This window comes from Actinomadura physcomitrii (assembly GCF_008923205.2).
GTDB classification, from domain to species: Bacteria; Actinomycetota; Actinomycetes; order Streptosporangiales; family Streptosporangiaceae; genus Spirillospora; species Spirillospora physcomitrii.
Genome location: NZ_WBMS02000007.1, coordinates 77,031 through 91,877, shown reverse-complemented (window position 1 = coordinate 91,877; position 14,847 = coordinate 77,031). Strand labels below are relative to the sequence as shown.

Annotated in this window: 15 protein-coding genes; 10 read left to right on the top strand and 5 right to left on the bottom strand. The window is 70.7% G+C overall.

Annotation, left to right across the window (positions count from 1 at the left end):
- The first annotated feature begins 6 nt into the window (after positions 1 to 6).
- Positions 7 to 1,188: an acyl-CoA dehydrogenase family protein gene (locus F8568_RS11030; RefSeq protein ID WP_151593434.1), complete on the top strand. Its 1,182-nt coding sequence runs from the start codon at positions 7 to 9 to the stop codon at positions 1,186 to 1,188.
- Positions 1,189 to 1,250: 62 nt separating this feature from the next.
- Here the strand turns inward: F8568_RS11030 and F8568_RS11025 are convergent, their stop codons facing one another.
- Complete coding sequence (locus F8568_RS11025; RefSeq protein ID WP_202124787.1) at positions 1,251 to 1,976, bottom strand: FadR/GntR family transcriptional regulator; 726 nt, start codon at positions 1,974 to 1,976, stop codon at positions 1,251 to 1,253.
- A gap of 237 nt (positions 1,977 to 2,213) precedes the next feature.
- Between F8568_RS11025 and F8568_RS11020 the strand changes: the two genes are divergently transcribed.
- From F8568_RS11020 to F8568_RS11005, 4 genes are all read left to right on the top strand, one after another.
- The gene (locus F8568_RS11020) at positions 2,214 to 2,765 is read left to right on the top strand and encodes a nuclear transport factor 2 family protein (RefSeq protein ID WP_202124786.1); all 552 of its coding nucleotides are present in this window, start codon (positions 2,214 to 2,216) and stop codon (positions 2,763 to 2,765) included.
- Positions 2,766 to 2,806: 41 nt separating this feature from the next.
- Positions 2,807 to 3,712, top strand: a complete 906-nt coding sequence (locus tag F8568_RS11015) for an SDR family oxidoreductase (protein ID WP_151593433.1) — start codon at positions 2,807 to 2,809, stop codon at positions 3,710 to 3,712.
- A gap of 102 nt (positions 3,713 to 3,814) precedes the next feature.
- Entirely contained in the window at positions 3,815 to 4,966 is a 1,152-nt protein-coding gene (locus F8568_RS11010) for an acyl-CoA dehydrogenase family protein (RefSeq protein ID WP_151593432.1), read from the top strand.
- A gap of 51 nt (positions 4,967 to 5,017) precedes the next feature.
- Complete coding sequence (locus F8568_RS11005; protein WP_151593431.1) at positions 5,018 to 6,145, top strand: serine hydrolase domain-containing protein; 1,128 nt, start codon at positions 5,018 to 5,020, stop codon at positions 6,143 to 6,145.
- Positions 6,146 to 6,233: 88 nt separating this feature from the next.
- On the opposite strand, the gene F8568_RS11000 is transcribed toward F8568_RS11005, so the two are convergent.
- Together F8568_RS11000 and F8568_RS10995 are read right to left on the bottom strand one after the other, a co-directional pair.
- Positions 6,234 to 7,832, bottom strand: coding sequence for a class I adenylate-forming enzyme family protein (locus F8568_RS11000; protein WP_268896225.1), 1,599 nt, complete (start codon positions 7,830 to 7,832; stop codon positions 6,234 to 6,236).
- Positions 7,833 to 7,837: 5 nt separating this feature from the next.
- Positions 7,838 to 8,980, bottom strand: coding sequence for an acyl-CoA dehydrogenase family protein (locus F8568_RS10995; RefSeq protein ID WP_151593429.1), 1,143 nt, complete (start codon positions 8,978 to 8,980; stop codon positions 7,838 to 7,840).
- A gap of 120 nt (positions 8,981 to 9,100) precedes the next feature.
- On the opposite strand from F8568_RS10995, the gene F8568_RS10990 reads away from it, so the two are divergent.
- The 5 genes from F8568_RS10990 to F8568_RS10970 are packed head-to-tail and all read left to right on the top strand — an operon-like array spanning position 9,101 to position 12,907.
- A complete protein-coding gene (locus F8568_RS10990; protein ID WP_202124785.1) occupies positions 9,101 to 10,267 on the top strand; it encodes a CaiB/BaiF CoA transferase family protein in 1,167 nt (388 codons plus the stop codon).
- 59 nt (positions 10,268 to 10,326) lie between these two features.
- A complete protein-coding gene (locus F8568_RS10985; RefSeq protein ID WP_151593427.1) occupies positions 10,327 to 10,815 on the top strand; it encodes an FAS1-like dehydratase domain-containing protein in 489 nt (162 codons plus the stop codon).
- The gene (locus tag F8568_RS10980; RefSeq protein ID WP_151593426.1) at positions 10,815 to 11,243 is read left to right on the top strand and encodes a MaoC family dehydratase; all 429 of its coding nucleotides are present in this window, start codon (positions 10,815 to 10,817) and stop codon (positions 11,241 to 11,243) included. Before F8568_RS10985 ends, F8568_RS10980 begins: the two co-directional genes overlap by 1 nt.
- A gap of 3 nt (positions 11,244 to 11,246) precedes the next feature.
- Positions 11,247 to 12,104, top strand: coding sequence for an enoyl-CoA hydratase-related protein (locus tag F8568_RS10975; RefSeq protein WP_151593425.1), 858 nt, complete (start codon positions 11,247 to 11,249; stop codon positions 12,102 to 12,104).
- Positions 12,101 to 12,907, top strand: coding sequence for an SDR family NAD(P)-dependent oxidoreductase (locus F8568_RS10970; protein WP_202124784.1), 807 nt, complete (start codon positions 12,101 to 12,103; stop codon positions 12,905 to 12,907). The genes F8568_RS10975 and F8568_RS10970 overlap by 4 nt, the downstream gene beginning before the upstream one ends.
- Positions 12,908 to 13,073: 166 nt before the next feature.
- Here the strand turns inward: F8568_RS10970 and F8568_RS10965 are convergent, their stop codons facing one another.
- Together F8568_RS10965 and F8568_RS10960 are read right to left on the bottom strand one after the other, a co-directional pair.
- Entirely contained in the window at positions 13,074 to 14,009 is a 936-nt protein-coding gene (locus F8568_RS10965; RefSeq protein ID WP_151593424.1) for an LLM class flavin-dependent oxidoreductase, read from the bottom strand.
- A gap of 36 nt (positions 14,010 to 14,045) precedes the next feature.
- Complete coding sequence (locus F8568_RS10960) at positions 14,046 to 14,795, bottom strand: SDR family NAD(P)-dependent oxidoreductase (protein WP_151593423.1); 750 nt, start codon at positions 14,793 to 14,795, stop codon at positions 14,046 to 14,048.
- Between the last annotated feature and the right edge of the window lie 52 nt (positions 14,796 to 14,847).

Here is a 14,847-nt window from a genome sequence, read left to right as displayed (position 1 = left end):
ACCGTGATGGAACTTCAGTTCGGACCGGGGGTCGCCGACTTCCGGGAGGAGGTCCGCACCTGGCTCGCCGAGCACCTCGTCGGCGAGTTCGCCGAGCACCGCGGCGTCGGCGGGCCGACCGACGGGGAGGCGTGGGAGGTCCGGCTCGCCTGGGACAAGGAGCTGTCGGCCGGCGGCTGGCTCGGTCTCGGCTGGCCCGTCGAGTACGGCGGCCGGGGCCTCGGGCTGCTGGAAGAGATCGTCTTCGAGTACGAGTACGCGCGGGCGGGTGCGCCCTTCCGCGCCACCGGCAACGGTCTGGACCTGCTCGGCCCCATGCTCGTGGCGATGGGCAGCGAGGAGCAGAAGCGGCGCTTCCTGCCGCGCATCCTGGCCGTCGAGGAGCTGTGGGGCCAGGGCTTCAGCGAACCGGGCGCCGGGTCCGACCTGGCCGCCGTGCGCACCAGGGCCGAACGCGACGGCGACGAGTGGGTGATCAACGGGCAGAAGGTCTGGACGACCTTCGGCATGCACGCGGACTGGCTCTACGTCCTCGCCCGGACCGATCCGGACTCCCAGCGGCACAAGGGCCTGAGCATGCTCCTGGTCCCGGCCGACCAGCCGGGCGTGGAGATCAGGCCCATCCGCTCCCTCGCCCGCCAGGACGAGTTCGCCGAGGTCTTCTTCACCAACGCCAGGACGCGCGCGGACCTGGTGGTCGGAGAGGTCGGCCAGGGCTGGCGCACCGCGATGGGGACGCTCGGCATCGAACGGGGAGCGACGCTCCTGCCGCTGCAGCTCACCTTCGAGCGCGAGATGGACGCCCTGCTCGACCTGGCGCGCGAGCGGGGCGCGCTCGCCGACCCGATGCACCGCCGGGCCGTCCTGGACGCCTGGATGTCGGTGCGGATCATGCGCACCACCAACCTGCGCACCGTCGCCGAGCTGCTGCAGGGGCGCACGCCCGGGGCCCAGGCCACGACGGCCAAGCTCTACGCCTCGACGCGGCACCAGACGATGGGCCACGTCGCGATGGAGATCGCGGGGGCGAGCGGCCAGATCGTCGGCGACGGCTACGCGCTCGACAACCGGCAGCGCTCGTTCCTGCTCTCGCTCGCCGAGACGATCTACGGAGGGGCGAGCGAGATCCAGCGCAACATCATCGGCGAGAAGGTGCTCGGGCTGCCGAAGGACCCGAGGCCCGCGTGAGCGGAGTGGGGAGCGGTACGGTGACGGGCGCGCCCGTCACCGCGCCCGCGGGCTCCGGCGCGTCAGTCGAGGAGCTCCAGCAGGGTCTTCGGGCCGGCGGCGTTGACGACGTCGTCGGCGGCGGTGATGTGCCGGTGCCACAGCTTGACCGCCTCCTCCGCCTTCCCGGCCTCGATCAGGTTGACCAGCCGCACGTGGGCCCGGTGCCCCTTGCGGGCCTGCGCGGTGTGCTCGGGGTTGTCGCCCTCCTCCGCCACGTGCGCCGCGTTGGCCCGGTCGACGATGTACCGCAGCATGCCCGCCAGCAGGATCAGGGTCTGGTTCCCGGTCAGTTCCACGACCAGCGCGTGGAAGCGGTCCTGCGCCTCGACGAGCGCGTCGGGGTCGTCCAGCGCCGCCTTCTCGGCTTCCACCGCTTCGCGCAGCTGCTTCACGACGGCCTGGGACGGCCGCTCCGCGAGCGACCGCACGCACGCCGGCTCGATGATCGCGCTCGCCCGGAAGACGTCGCCCAGCGTCGTGTCCTTGTACTCCAGGATCAGCCCCGCGTACCGCGCGGCCACCTCGGGGTCGGGCGCGCTCACCCGGGCGCCCCCGTGCACGCCCCGGCGCACCGTGATCAGCGATTCCGACTCCAGCACGCGGAACGCCTCGCGGAGCGTCGGCCGGGAGACGCCGAACTCCTCCATCAACGCCGATTCCGACGGCAGCGCGGCGCCCTGTTCCAGCTCGCCCCGCACGATCTGCCTGCGCAGGGCTCCGGCCACCAGTTCCGCCGTCTTGGGCACGCGCACCTGGCGGCCCACCCGTGCCCGCGCACCGGCGCCCGCCCTCGCCGCGAGAGCCGGAGCCGGTCCGGTCACCGAACGCGCCACCTCTGCCAACGCCCACACCCCCACAAGAACAGATGTTCAGTCAGATGATTTCGCCAAGCTCAAACAAGACTACCAGTGAGTCCAATAAGCGATCATCGGGCGACGTGTCAACGGGGGGTCATGTCGGAAGCCGACCGAGGGATGTCACCAGTGCCCGATAGAGACGCCGTGGACGACCGGCTCGACCGGATCGAATCCCATCTGGCCATCGGCCAGCTGCCCATCCGCTATGCGATCGCGGTCGATTCGCGCGATCTGGACGCCTGGGCGGCATGTTTTCGCCCGGACGTCGACATGGGCCGGCACGGTGCCGGCCGCGAAGCCCTGCGCGGCCATATCGAGCCGCTCGTCCGGGGGTTCTACCGGTCGATCCACCAGATCTGCGGTCACCGCATCGAGTTCGTCGACCGCGACCACGCCACCGGGGTCGTGTACTGCCGGGCCGAGCACGAGGTGGGGGACCGGTGGATCGTGATGGCGATCTGCTACCTCGACGACTACGTCCGCATCGACGGTGAATGGTTCTTCTCCCGCCGGCGCGAGAAGCACTGGTACGCCGCCGACGTGACCGAGAGGCCGCAGGCCGTGGATTTCGGGTCCTGGGACGGAGCGCCGTCTCCCGCGCTGCCCGCGCACTTCCCGTCCTGGGTGAGCTTCTGGCAGGACGATCCGTCGGTCGGGCGGCTGACGGCGCGTCCCTGAGCCCTTGACTTCGAGCGACATCACCGATGAAGGAGCCTGATATGTCCGAGAAACTGTGCGACGGGCGCGTCGTGGTCATCACCGGAGCCGGCAACGGCCTGGGGCGCGCGCACGCGCTGGCGTTCGCCGCGGAGGGCGCCAAGGTCGTCGTCAACGATCTGGGGTCCGGCCGCGACGGCGACGGCGCGTCGGGCGGTCCGGCCCAGCGGGTGGCCGACGAGATCGTCGCCGCCGGCGGCGCCGCGGTCGCCAACACCGATGACATCTCGTCCTGGGACGGAGCCGGCCGCCTGGTGCGGCAGGCCGTGGAGGAGTTCGGCGGCCTCGACGTCCTCGTCAACAACGCCGGCATCCTGCGGGACCGCATGGTCTTCTCGATGACCGAGCGGGACTGGGACAGCGTGATCGCCGTGCACCTGAAGGGCACGTTCGCGACCCTGCACCATGCGGCGGCGTACTGGCGCGAGCAGGCGAAGAAGGGCCTGTCCGTGGACGCCCGGGTCATCAACACGACCTCGCCCTCGGGCTTGTTCGGGAGCGTGGGGCAGACGAACTACGGTGCGGCCAAGGCCGGCATCGCGAGCATGACCATCATCGCCGCCGCCGAACTCGCGCGGTACGGCGTCACGGTGAACGCCGTGGCGCCGACGGCGATGACCCGGCTCACCGAGGACATCGAGATGATGCGGCAGGCGGCCGAGACCGCGGACCTGAGCCCGGAGGCGATCTCCCCGCTGGTGGTCTGGCTGGGGTCCGCGGCGTCCAAGGACGTGACGGGCCGGGTCTTCGCCGCGATGGGCAACCGGATCACCGTCCTGGAGGGCTGGGTCAACGGTCCGGCCGCGGACTCCGGCGAGCGGTGGGCCCCCGCGGCGCTCACCGGCGTCGTGCCCGCGCTGGTGGCGAAGGCCGCGCCCAACGCCGGCGCCATGGGCGGCCGGGCGTGACATGGGGCACGCCGGCAAGGTAAGGCCTCCTCCGCTTGCGCTGGGAGCCGGATCCAGTAAATAATCTAACTAAATAAGCCATATTCTAGATCGGGAGCGCTCGTGGACTTCGCCCTGACAGACGAGCAGGAGATGCTGCGTGAGACGGCACGGCAGTTCGTCGCGGACGTGTGCCCGGCCGAACGCGCCAAGGAATGGGACGAGCACTCCACGGTGCCTCCCGAGCTCTTCGAGGGCATGGCCGAGCTGGGCTGGTTCGCACTGCCGTTCCGCGAGGACGAGGGCGGGGACGGCGGCGGGCCCGTCGAGCTGATCGTCATCGCCGAGGAGCTGGGCAGGGCGAGCTTCGACATCGCGATGTGCTACATCGGCGTCCTCATCCCCGGGCTCACCGTGTTCCGCTGGGGCAACGAGACCCAGCGCGCGTTCATCCGCGAGCGCGTCATGACCGGACGGCACCGCCTCGCCGTCGGGCTCAGCGAGCCCGACAGCGGGTCGGACGCCGCCGCGCTGCGCACGCAGGCCGACGACCAGGGCGGCCACTTCCTCGTCAACGGCCAGAAGGCCTGGTGCACGGGCGCCGGGCTGCCCGACACGACGATCGCGACCTACGTGCGCACGGGGCCGCGCGAACCCAAGCACGGCGGCATCAGCCTGCTGCTGATCGACCCGTCCACCGAGGGCGTGGAGGTCCGGCGCACGCCGACGCTGGCGCGGCACATCCTCGGCACCAACGAGGTGTTCCTCAACGACGTCGTGGTGCCCAAGGAGAACCTCGTCGGCCCCCAGGACGAGGGCTGGAAGGTGATGCTGTCCAACATCGAACTGGAGAAGGTCATCATCACCGGCGGCTACCTGGGTGCCGCACAGGCGACCCTGGACGAGATGCTGGCGTTCGCGCGCGACCGGCACGCCTTCGGGCGCCCGATCGGCAACTTCCAGTCGCTCGCCCACGCCATGGCCGACCTCCAGACCGAGATCGACTCGGCGCGCCTGCTCGCCTACCGGGCGGCCTGGCTGCTGGCGCAGGGCAAGCCGTGCACCCGCGAGGGCTCCATGGCGAAGCTCAAGGGGTCGGAGACCTACGTGGCCGCCGCCCGCCTCGGCATGCAGGTGTGCGCCGGCCACGGGTTCTCCACCGAGAGCGTCATGAGCTTCCGGTACCGGGAGTCGATCGTCGCCACCATCTCGGGCGGCACCAGCCAGATCCAGCGCAACGGCATCGCGCGCAGCATGGGCCTGCGCAGCTACTGAGAACGCACACCGCAACGCCGGTCCGCAAGCGACCGCGAAGGAGGTAGGTCGATGGGATACGTGACCGATCGGTCGCTCGCCGACGCAGGGACGGCGGGGGTGGATCCGGCCAAGCTGGAGACGCTCCTGCGCCGGGTGAGGCTGGCGGTCGAGGACGGGCCGCTGCCCTCGGCGCAGGTCGCCGTCGCCAAGGACGGCCGCCTCATCGCCTTCGAGACCGTCGGCGACGCCGACCCCGGGACCAGGTACATCCTGCAGTCCGTCGGGCGCTCGGTGGTCGCGGGCGCGGCGTGGAAGCTGCTCGGCGAGGGCCTGCTCCGCCTGGACGAGCGGATCGCGGAGATCATTCCCGAGTTCGCCCCCAACGGTAAGGAGACGGTGACGGTCGAGCACGTGCTCACGCACACCGCCGGATTCCCGTTTGCGCCCCTCGGATATCCCAAGATGTGCGATCGGCGGGAGCGCCTTGCCGCCTTCGGCAGATGGCGCTTGGACCACCCGCCGGGGACGCGGTTTCAGTTCCACCTCACCTCCGCCGCCTGGTTGATCGCCGAGCTCGTCGAGCGGCGGACGGGCCTGCCCTTCGCGCGGTACCTGGACGAGCGGATCGTGCGGCCCCTGGGGTTGTCGAGCATCGAGCTCGGTGTTCCGGTCGAGCGCCAGGCGGAGAGCGTGGCGCCGATGATCGCGACCGACCGCAGGAGCGAGGAGGACGAGGTCGACCCGTGGGGCCCCTGGTACCTGTCGAACCCGGAGGTGCTGGCCGCGGGCGAACCCAGCCACGCTCTGGTCGGGACCGCGGCGGACGTGGCCCTCTTCTTCCAGGCCATGGAGCACTCCGACCTGTGGCCCGCCGGTGCGGTCGCCGAGGGCAGGAGGATGCGCTTCGCGGAACGGCCTGCTGGCGATGGGCTCTACGGCGGCTCGGACAAGCGCACCGGGATGGGCCTCTTCGTCACAGTGGCCGGCCCCGATGCCGGCAGCAACCTTCCCGCGACCGGTTCGGCCGCTCTGTACGGCAACAGCGGCGCCGCCTACCAGCTCGCGTTCATGGATCCGGAGAGCGGGCTGTCCTTCGCGTGGCTTTGCAACGGTTATCCGCTGTCCGGGTACGACCAGACGTCCTGGGGGACGGCTCTGCTGGCCGGGGTCGCCGACCTTGCCGCGGACCTCTGCTGAACCGCTCAGCGGCACGTCACCGCGCACGGGACCGGGCACAGCCGGCCGGTCCCGTGCGCTTTTCGGGCGCCGGCATGAAGACGGCTCTCTAGCCCGCTGCCTCTGACAGCCCCTCGCGAAGGACGTGCTTGCGGATCTTCCCCGAGGCGGTCAGCGGGAACTGATCCACGAAATGCCAGACCCGCGGAACCTTGTACGAAGCAAGCCGGGCGCGGGCGAAATCCTCCAGATCCGACGGGTCGGCGGTGGCGCCGGCGGCGCACCGGACGAAGGCCGCCACGATCTCCCCGAGGCGTTCGTCGGGAAGCCCCAGGACGGCCACGTCCGCGATCGATGGATGCGTGAGAAGGGCCTCTTCGACTTCGCGCGGGTAGATGTTCTCCCCGCCGCGGATGATCACTTCCTTGCTCCGGCCGTGAATGCGCAGGACGCCGTCCTCGTCCATGCTGCAGATGTCGCCGGTGTGGAGCCAGCCGTCCGCATCGATGGCCTGCGCGGTCTCGTCGGGTCGATCGTGGTACGCGGTCATGTTGAGCGGCGAGCGGATCAGCAGCTCTCCGTGCTCGCCGATGCCGGCCGTCCCTCCGCCGAGGCGTTCGATGCGCACTTCGCGATGGGCACAGGGCCGGCCGAGCGTCTCCGCCTTGACGACGTCGCTGTCGGACAGGTCGGTGGACGTCGCATAGGGACTCTCGGACTGGCCGTAGGCGATGCTCAACTGGACGCCCAGGCTGGTCTCGAAGCGCCTTATCAGCTCCGGCGGCACCGTCGATCCGCCACCGCAGACGACGCGGAGGCTGCTCAGGTCCCGGGTGCGCAGATCGGGGCTCGCCAGGATGTCGGTCATCATCGTCGGCACGAGTCCGAGGATCGTGGTCTTCGACCTCTCGGCGAGCTCCAGCACGCTCGCGGCGTCGAAGGCGGGCGCGAGCACCAGGGTGGCGCCCACCGATGCGGCGGTGAGCACGGCGCAGACCGAGGCGCCGACGTGATGGAGCGGCAGCGGCGTGCAATAGACCTCGGCCGTTCCGGGCTCGTGCAGTTTCTTCATGCCGAAGCGGCCGCTGTTCACGCAGGCCAGATGACTGAGCACGGCGGCCTTCGGCAGGCCGGTCGTCCCCGAGGTGTACTGGAGAAGGAAGGGGGACTCGGGAGCGGGCAGTGGCAACGACGAGGGATCGGGCCGTGCGGCCGTCCGCCAGGCGTCCATGCCGAGTACGGGGCAGGGCTCGGCATGCTCGCCCGCGAGTTCGATCGCGCGGTCGCGCAGTGGCCTGCCGCGGTGCTCGTCCGCCGCGATGATCAGCCGCGCCCCCGATTGGCGGAGCTGGTACGCGGCCTCGGCGTCGGTGAGATTGGGGTTGACCGGCACCAGGGGAGTGGCGGCCAGAGCGGCTCCGTACTCGAGCACCACCCAGTCCGGTGAGTTCGGGGCCCAGACGGCGAGCGGCTCACCGGGGGAGAGGAGGGAGAGGACGAGGCCGGCGGCGCGCTCCGCTCCCGCCAGGAGTTCGGCCCACGTCATCTGGGCGATCCGGTCTCCCTCGGGCCACATGAGCGCCGCGCGCTGGGGATGCCTGCCCGCCAGGTCGCGGAGGAGTTCACCGACGGTGATCTCCCAGAGAGGGGCGGCGGTGTCGGCCGGTCGGTGCGCGGCCGCGAGCGGGGCGGGGGTGGTCGGAGTCATCGCCGTCACAGCCCCAGGGAACGGCCGACGATCTCCTGCATGATCTCGGAGGTCCCGCCGTAGACCCGCTGGACGCGGTTGTCCCGCCAGATGCGGGCGATCTCGTACTCGTTGACGTAGCCGTAGCCGCCGAAGAGCTGCATGCAGCGGTCGATCACCCCCCATGCGGTCTCCGATGTCCAGTACTTCGCCGCGGCGGCGTCGTCCGCCGTCAGGTGCCCCTCGACCAGCGCCATGATGCAGCCGTCGACGTACCCTCGCGCGGCGTTCAGCTTCGCGCGGGCGTCGGCGAGGGCGAACCTGTTGGCCTGGAAGTTCCCGATCGGCCGGCCGAACGCGGTCCGCTCGCCGGCGTACTGGAGAGTGATCGCGAAGGCGCGCTCGGCGGCGGCGAGGGACGACACCGCGATCGCCAGCCGCTCGGTGGGGAGGTTGCCCATCATGTGGTAGAAACCGCGCCCCTCCTGTCCGATCAGGTTCTCCGCGGGGACCCGGACGCCGCGGAAGAACAGCTCGGCGGTGTCCTGGGCCATCATGCCGATCTTGTCCAGCTTGCGGCCCCGCTCGAAGCCGTCGGCCCCCCGCTCGACGACGATCAGGCTGATGCCCTTGTGGCCCGCCTCTGGGTCGGTCTTGCAGGCGACGACGACCAGGTCGGCGAGGATCCCGTTGGTGATGAAGGTTTTCGATCCGTCGATCACCCACTCGTCGCCGTCGCGGCGTGCGGTGGTGCGGATGTTCTTCAGGTCCGAGCCCGCGCCGGGCTCGGACAGGGCGAGGGCGCAGATGGTCTCCCCGGCGACGACGCCCGGTAGCCAGCGGGCCTTCTGCTCATCGGTGGTCAGCCCGCCCAAGTACGGGGGGATGACGTCGTTCTGCAGACCGAGGCCGATGCCGACCGAGCCGGTCGAGGCCATCTCCTCGGCCATGATCGCGTTGTACCGGAAGTCCCGGACACCCTGCCCTCCGTGCTCCTCGGGGAACTCCCAGCCGATCAACCCGGCCTTGCCGGCCGCCGCCCAGGCGTCCCGGCTCACCTGGCCGGCGCGCTCCCAGTCGTCGACATGGGGGGCGCACTCGCGTTCGAAGAACGTTCGGGCGGTCTGACGGAAGAGTTCGTGCTCTTCGCTGAAGATCGTGCGACGCATCGGCCGGCCTCCGGGCTCGGGTGAGGAGAGGGGCGCCCCTGAGGGGTGGCCCTGAGCATTGGCGTTAGATTAGTGTATATAGCTAAATCATTCAGAGTCACTGCGTCGATGGAGGTTCGGTTGCGGCCGCTCGAGGGATACCGCGTCGTGGAGCTCGGCACCTGGGTCGCGGCCCCGGCCGCCGCGGCGATGCTCGCCGACTGGGGCGCGGACGTGATCAAAGTGGAGCCGCCGCGCGGCGACCCCTTCCGCTACACCCTCCGGCACGTGGGGCAGGACACGGAGGCGGCACCCCCCTTCGAGACCGACAACCGCGGCAAGCGCGGCGTCGTCCTCGACCTCCGGCAGGACGAGGGGCGGCGCGTCATGGACCGGCTGCTGGAGACCGCCGACGTCTTCGTGACCAACATGCGCCCCGCGGCCCTGGAACGACTCGGGCTCGACCCGGCGACGGTGCGCTCGCGCCACTCCCGGCTGGTCATAGGGACGCTCACGGGGTACGGCTGGTCCGGCCCCGACAGGGACCGGGCCGGATACGACGTCTCGGCGTTTTGGGCGAGTTCCGGAATCGCCTCGATGCTGAATCCGGCGGGGGAGGCCCCGCCCGCCATCCGTCCGGGCATGGGCGACCGCGCGGCGGCGGCCAACCTGGTCGCCGGCGTTCTCGCCGCCCTCCTGCGCAGGGAGCGGACGGGAGAGGGCGGCGTGGTGGACGTCTCGCTGCTCCGGTCCGGGACCTACGCGATCGCGAACGACCTCGCCATCCAGAACTTCTTCGGCAAACGAGGCCGGACGCGCCCGCGCACCGAGCACGAAACTCCCCTGTACAACTGCTACCGCGCAGGCGACGACCGCTGGTTCTGGCTCGTCGGCCTGGAAGGCGACCGGCATTGGCCGGGCCTGCTCAAGGCGCTCGGCCGCGAGGACCTCGAAGACGACGAGCGTTTCGCCACGGCCCGGGCCCGCCGCCGCAACACGCGGGAACTGATCGAGATCCTCGACCGCGAGTTCGCCTCGCGCCCGATGGCGGAATGGGCGGCGAACTTCGATGCCGCAGGAGTGTGGTGGGCGCCCGTCCGGACGCTGCCGGAGATCATCACCGACCCGCAGGCGGAGGCCGTCGGAGCCTTCGTCGAGCAGCCCGGCATGGCCGGGACGCCGCCCCTGCGCACTCCCGCCACACCCGTGGCCTTCTGGGACGTGGACGGCAAGCCGCGGTCCGCGGCCCCCGCTCTGGGCGAGCACACCGACGAAGTCGTCGGGGAGCTGGGCGCCTCGTCCGCCTGATGCCCGAAGCCGACCCGATTCTGCGGCGACTCGCAGATCCCACTGAAAGGACGATGTCCATGCCGGTGCCGAGGTTCCCGGTCGAAGCCGGGCACGTGCTGATGTTCGCACGTGCCATCGGAGACGACGACGCGGCCTACCAGGCCGAGCTCGCCGACCCGGAGGGCCGTGCGGCGGCCCCGCCCACCTTCACGATGGCCGCCGCCCAGTTCGACGACGACTATCCCCTGCGGCCCAAGCCCGGCCAGAAGTGGTTCGGCTCCGGCGCCGGGCCCGGCGAGGCGCTCGAAGGCTCGGGCGGTCTTCACGCGGAGCAGCATTTCGAGTACCACCGGCCGGTGCGCGTCGGCGACATCCTGTCGGCGGAGAGCCGGCCGGGCCGTTCGTGGGAGAAGACCGGCCGCGCCGGGCTCCTGCGGTTCAGCGAAACGATCACCGAGTACCGGGACGCCGCGGGCGACCTCGTGGTGACGGCCCGCTCGGTCGGCGTGCTGGCGGAAGCGTCCGGGCCCGCCTCGGACGCCGAGGACAACGGAGGGAACGGCTGATGCCCGTTCGCAGCGACGAGATCAAGGTCGGCGAGTCGCGGGAGCGCGTCGTCGTCGAGGACCTCAAGCGGACTCAGATCGTCCAGTACGCGGGTGCCTCGGGAGACTACAACCCGCTTCACACCGACCACGAGTTCGCGACCGGGATCGCGGGATATCCCGGGGTGTTCGCTCACGGGATGCTGACCATGGGCCTGACCGGCCGCCTCCTCACCGACTGGTTCGGCAGGGACTCCCTCCTGCGCTTCGGCGTCCGATTCAAGGCGCAGGTCTGGCCCGGGGACACGCTCACCGCGACCGCGACCGTCGAGGAGATCACGACAGATGAGGGCGGCTCCCTGGCGGAGCTGTCCGTCCGGACCGTCCGCCAGGACGGCACCGAAGTGGTGAGCGGAACCGCCGCGGTGCGGCTCGAAGGGGTGGCCTGAACCATGACGACGTCGACCGAAGACCCGGCGACACCGAACGCCGGCGCGGAGGCCGCCCCGGTCGCCTCCGGCGAGCCGGTGATCCTCAGCGAGCGCACCGACGACGGGGTGCTCGTGCTCACCCTCAACCGTCCAGGCCGCCACAACGCGTGGACCCTGGAGATGGAGCTGCTCTACAACGAGCTCTTCGAGCAGGCGGAGACCGATCCGCGAGTGCGGGCGGTCGTCATCACCGGGGCCGGCCGCAGCTTCTGCCCCGGCATGGACATGGCGGTGCTGGACGCGGCCTCGTCCGGCGCCAAGCCGTATCCGACCGACCAGCTGCCGCCGCGCACCCGCCCCGTCGACCTGCCCAAACCCGTGATCGCCGCGGTGAACGGGGCGTGCGCGGGCATCGGGTTCAACCAGGCGCTGATGTCGGACGTGCGGTTCGCGGTGCCGAACGCGAAGTTCGCCGCGGCATTCAGCCAGCGGGGCCTCGTCGCCGAGGACGGGGTGGCATGGATCCTCCCGCGCGTCGTGGGGTTCGGGAACGCGAGCGATCTGCTCCTGTCCTCCCGTCCCGTGACCGGTACGGAGGCGCTGGAGATGGGTCTGGTGAACCGCCTGCTGGAGCCGGAGGAGCTCCTGCCCGCGGCCGTGGAGTACGCGGGCAGGCTCGCGCGCCAGTGCAGCCCGTACGCCATGTCGCTGATCAAGAGGCAGCTCCGCGACGATCAGGCGCGCAGCTTCGCAGAAGGCAACCAGGATGCCCGCGCCCTCCTCAAGGAGGCCCGGAAGGGGCCGGACTACCGGGAGGGCGTGCGCAGCTTCATCGAACGGCGGCCACCGCGCTTCGAGGGACTGGGGAAGGGCGAGTGAGCGCTCCGGAGGAGGCGCTGGCCGCAACGGGGGAGAGCCGCCAGCGTGGAGGCCGTCTCGCCGGCAAGGTCGCCCTGGTGACGGGCGCCGGTCAGGGCGTGGGACGCGGAGTCGCGCTGGCCCTGGCCGCCGAAGGGGCGGCCATCACCATCACCGGCCGTACGGAGAGCAAGCTGCATGCGGTCGCCACCGAGATCGAGGCCCGTGGCGCCCGGGTGCACTGCGTGGTCGGGGACGTCGGGCTGCGCGCGGACATCGAGCGCATGGTCCAGTCGTGCGCCGAGACCTTCGGCCGGCTGGACGTGCTGGTCAACAACGCCCAGTCGTCGGTGCAGCGGCTGCTGGCGGACACCGATGACGACGACGTCGACCTTGCCTACCGCACCGGTCCGCTCGCCACCTTCCACGCGATGCGCGCCGCGCTGCCGCACCTGCGGAAGTCCGCGGGGAGCGTGGTGAACTTCGGCTCCTCGGCGGCGGTGGAGGGCGAACGCGGGTTCGGCTCCTACGCGATGGCGAAAGAGGCGATCAGGGGACTGACGCGGGTGGCGGCACGCGAGTGGGGACCGTTCGGCATCCGCGTCAACGCGATCTGTCCCGCGGCCCTCAGCCCGGCTGCCGAGGAGTTCCGCGACGCGGACCCGGACCGCTTCGCCCGCATCATCGCGCAGATACCCCTCGGCCGCATGGGCGACCCGGAGGGCGACATCGGACGCGCGGTCGTGTCACTGGCCTCCGACGACATGGCGTACCTCACCGGCGCGACGCTGATGCTGTGCGGCGGCAGGACCCTCCTCGGCTGACGTTCCGACCGCGCAAAGCGTTGCTCTCATCATCCAAGAGGGCAGGCGCACGACGGCGCCCGTCAGTGCCCGGAACGAGCCATCACGGTCCTGCCGGGACTGATCCCCTCGCGTCGCCGCAGGCGTTGAGGACCTCCCTGGTCGGGAGACCCTCAACGCCTGTTCGCTATCCGGCCAGTGCCTGGCCGTTGAGCAGCTTGCGGACGCTGCGGGCGCCCTCGATGGTCTCCTGCGCGCCGGCGTCTCCCGGGATCAGGTTGAACGACCGGCATCCCGCCCGCACGTACCCTCGCAGGGCGCCCGCCACATCCTCGGCCGTCCCGTACGGGGTATAGCGTTCGAACTTCTCGAAGGGAGTCCGGTAGATCTGCTCCATGCTGCCGGCCAGCGCGCTGCGTGCTTGTTCCGGAGAACGGTCGAACCCGCACCAGACGTGCATGCCGTGCCGCCAGCCGTCAGCGCGGGGCCCATCGGCCGCCGCCAACTTTTCGATCTGGGTGCACGCCTTTGCATATCGTTCAGGGCTGACCCACAAGGCGAGCCAGCCATCCGCGTGGAGGGCGACGCGGCGCAGTGCGGCCTCCGAACGGCCCCCGACCACGATCGGCACGGGCTTCGACGGGATCGGACGGATGCAGACGTCCTCCAGCGGAAAGAACTCCCCGGACGCCGTCACCTCCGCTCCGTTGAGCAGCGCTCGGACCACGCCGAGTGACTCGTTCATCCGCCGCCCCCGTGACCGGGGATCCACGCCGCAGGCACGGTACTCCGCAGGGTCCTCGCCCCCGACGCCGACACCGAACACCACACGCCCCGGAGCGAACTCTGCCAGGGACGCGACCTGGCGTGCGACCGGGACGGGATGGCGCAGCGGGAGCAGGTAGACGGCCGTCTGGATCGTGATCCGGGTGGACACCGCCGCCAGCGCGGTGGCGTGCACGAGGCCGTCGAAGCCTTGGCCGCCCTTGAAGGTCACGTGGTCGCCGACGCAGAGCCGATCGATTCCCGCTTCCTCGGCGCCGGCCACGAAGTCCCGCAAGGCCGCGGTATCACTGAACAATCCGTGCGGAACGCGCACGCCCACCGTGATCTCGTTCTCCATGCTGCCTCCTCGAACGTCCACTTCTCCGGGAGCCGGTCAGGCGCCCATGCTCAGCCCACCGTCCACAGTGATCACCGAGCCGGTGATGTAGGCGGCGCGCTCGTCGAGGAGGAACCGCACAGCGTGGGCCAGTTCCGCCGGGTCCCCGCGCCGTCCCAGCGGGATCATCGACCGAATGGTCTCCTGGTCGGCGGAGTCCATGGCATTGGTCATATCGGTCTCGAAGACGCCGGGGACCACCAGGTTCACGGTCACGCCCTTGCGGGCCGCCGATCGTGCCAGCGAACGCGTCAAACCGAGAAGCCCGGCCTTGGCCGCGGCATACCCGGCCTCCATCGGGTTGCCCATCGTGGCCGTCACACTGCCGACGTTGACGATGCGGCCGAAACGGCGTTCGGTCATCGGGGCGAGAACGGCCTGAGCCAGGTTGAAGGGGCCAGTGAGATTGACCCTCAGCGCCTCGTCCCATTCCTGGGGCGTCATGTCCCTCGCCTTGTTCTCCACCAGGAATCCGGCGTTGTTCACCAGATGATCGACGCGGCCATGGAGGGACAGGACTTCGCGGACCAGGCCGAAGCAGAAGCCGCGATCGCCCACATCTCCTCGGTGCACGGATATCGAAGCGCCGTCGTCCGCCAGTTCCTCGGCGAGCCTTCGGGCCGCCTCATCGTCCTTCGCGAAGACCGCCACGACATGCATGCCGTCGGCGGCCAGGAGGCGGGTGATGGCGGCACCGATCCCGCGCGTCCCGCCGGTGACGATGGCCACCTGGTCGTGCCCGTTCATGCTTCCTCCGTATCTCCGCGACCAATGCCGCCGTCTGGTCGAACACCCGAAC

Excerpts from the sequence above, each read along its gene's own strand:
- F8568_RS10965 (WP_151593424.1), bottom strand. The coding sequence starts at position 14,009 with ATGGAGAACGAGATCACGGTGGGCGTGCGCGTTCCGCACGGATTGTTC.
- F8568_RS10980 (WP_151593426.1), top strand. The coding sequence starts at position 10,815 with ATGCCCGTTCGCAGCGACGAGATCAAGGTCGGCGAGTCGCGGGAGCGC.
- F8568_RS11030 (WP_151593434.1), top strand. The coding sequence starts at position 7 with ATGGAACTTCAGTTCGGACCGGGGGTCGCCGACTTCCGGGAGGAGGTC.
- F8568_RS10960 (WP_151593423.1), bottom strand. The coding sequence starts at position 14,795 with ATGAACGGGCACGACCAGGTGGCCATCGTCACCGGCGGGACGCGCGGG.
- F8568_RS11000 (WP_268896225.1), bottom strand. The coding sequence starts at position 7,832 with ATGACTCCGACCACCCCCGCCCCGCTCGCGGCCGCGCACCGACCGGCC.
- F8568_RS10995 (WP_151593429.1), bottom strand. The coding sequence starts at position 8,980 with ATGCGTCGCACGATCTTCAGCGAAGAGCACGAACTCTTCCGTCAGACC.
- F8568_RS10985 (WP_151593427.1), top strand. The coding sequence starts at position 10,327 with ATGCCGGTGCCGAGGTTCCCGGTCGAAGCCGGGCACGTGCTGATGTTC.
- F8568_RS11005 (WP_151593431.1), top strand. The coding sequence starts at position 5,018 with ATGGGATACGTGACCGATCGGTCGCTCGCCGACGCAGGGACGGCGGGG.
- F8568_RS10975 (WP_151593425.1), top strand. The coding sequence starts at position 11,247 with ATGACGACGTCGACCGAAGACCCGGCGACACCGAACGCCGGCGCGGAG.
- F8568_RS11015 (WP_151593433.1), top strand. The coding sequence starts at position 2,807 with ATGTCCGAGAAACTGTGCGACGGGCGCGTCGTGGTCATCACCGGAGCC.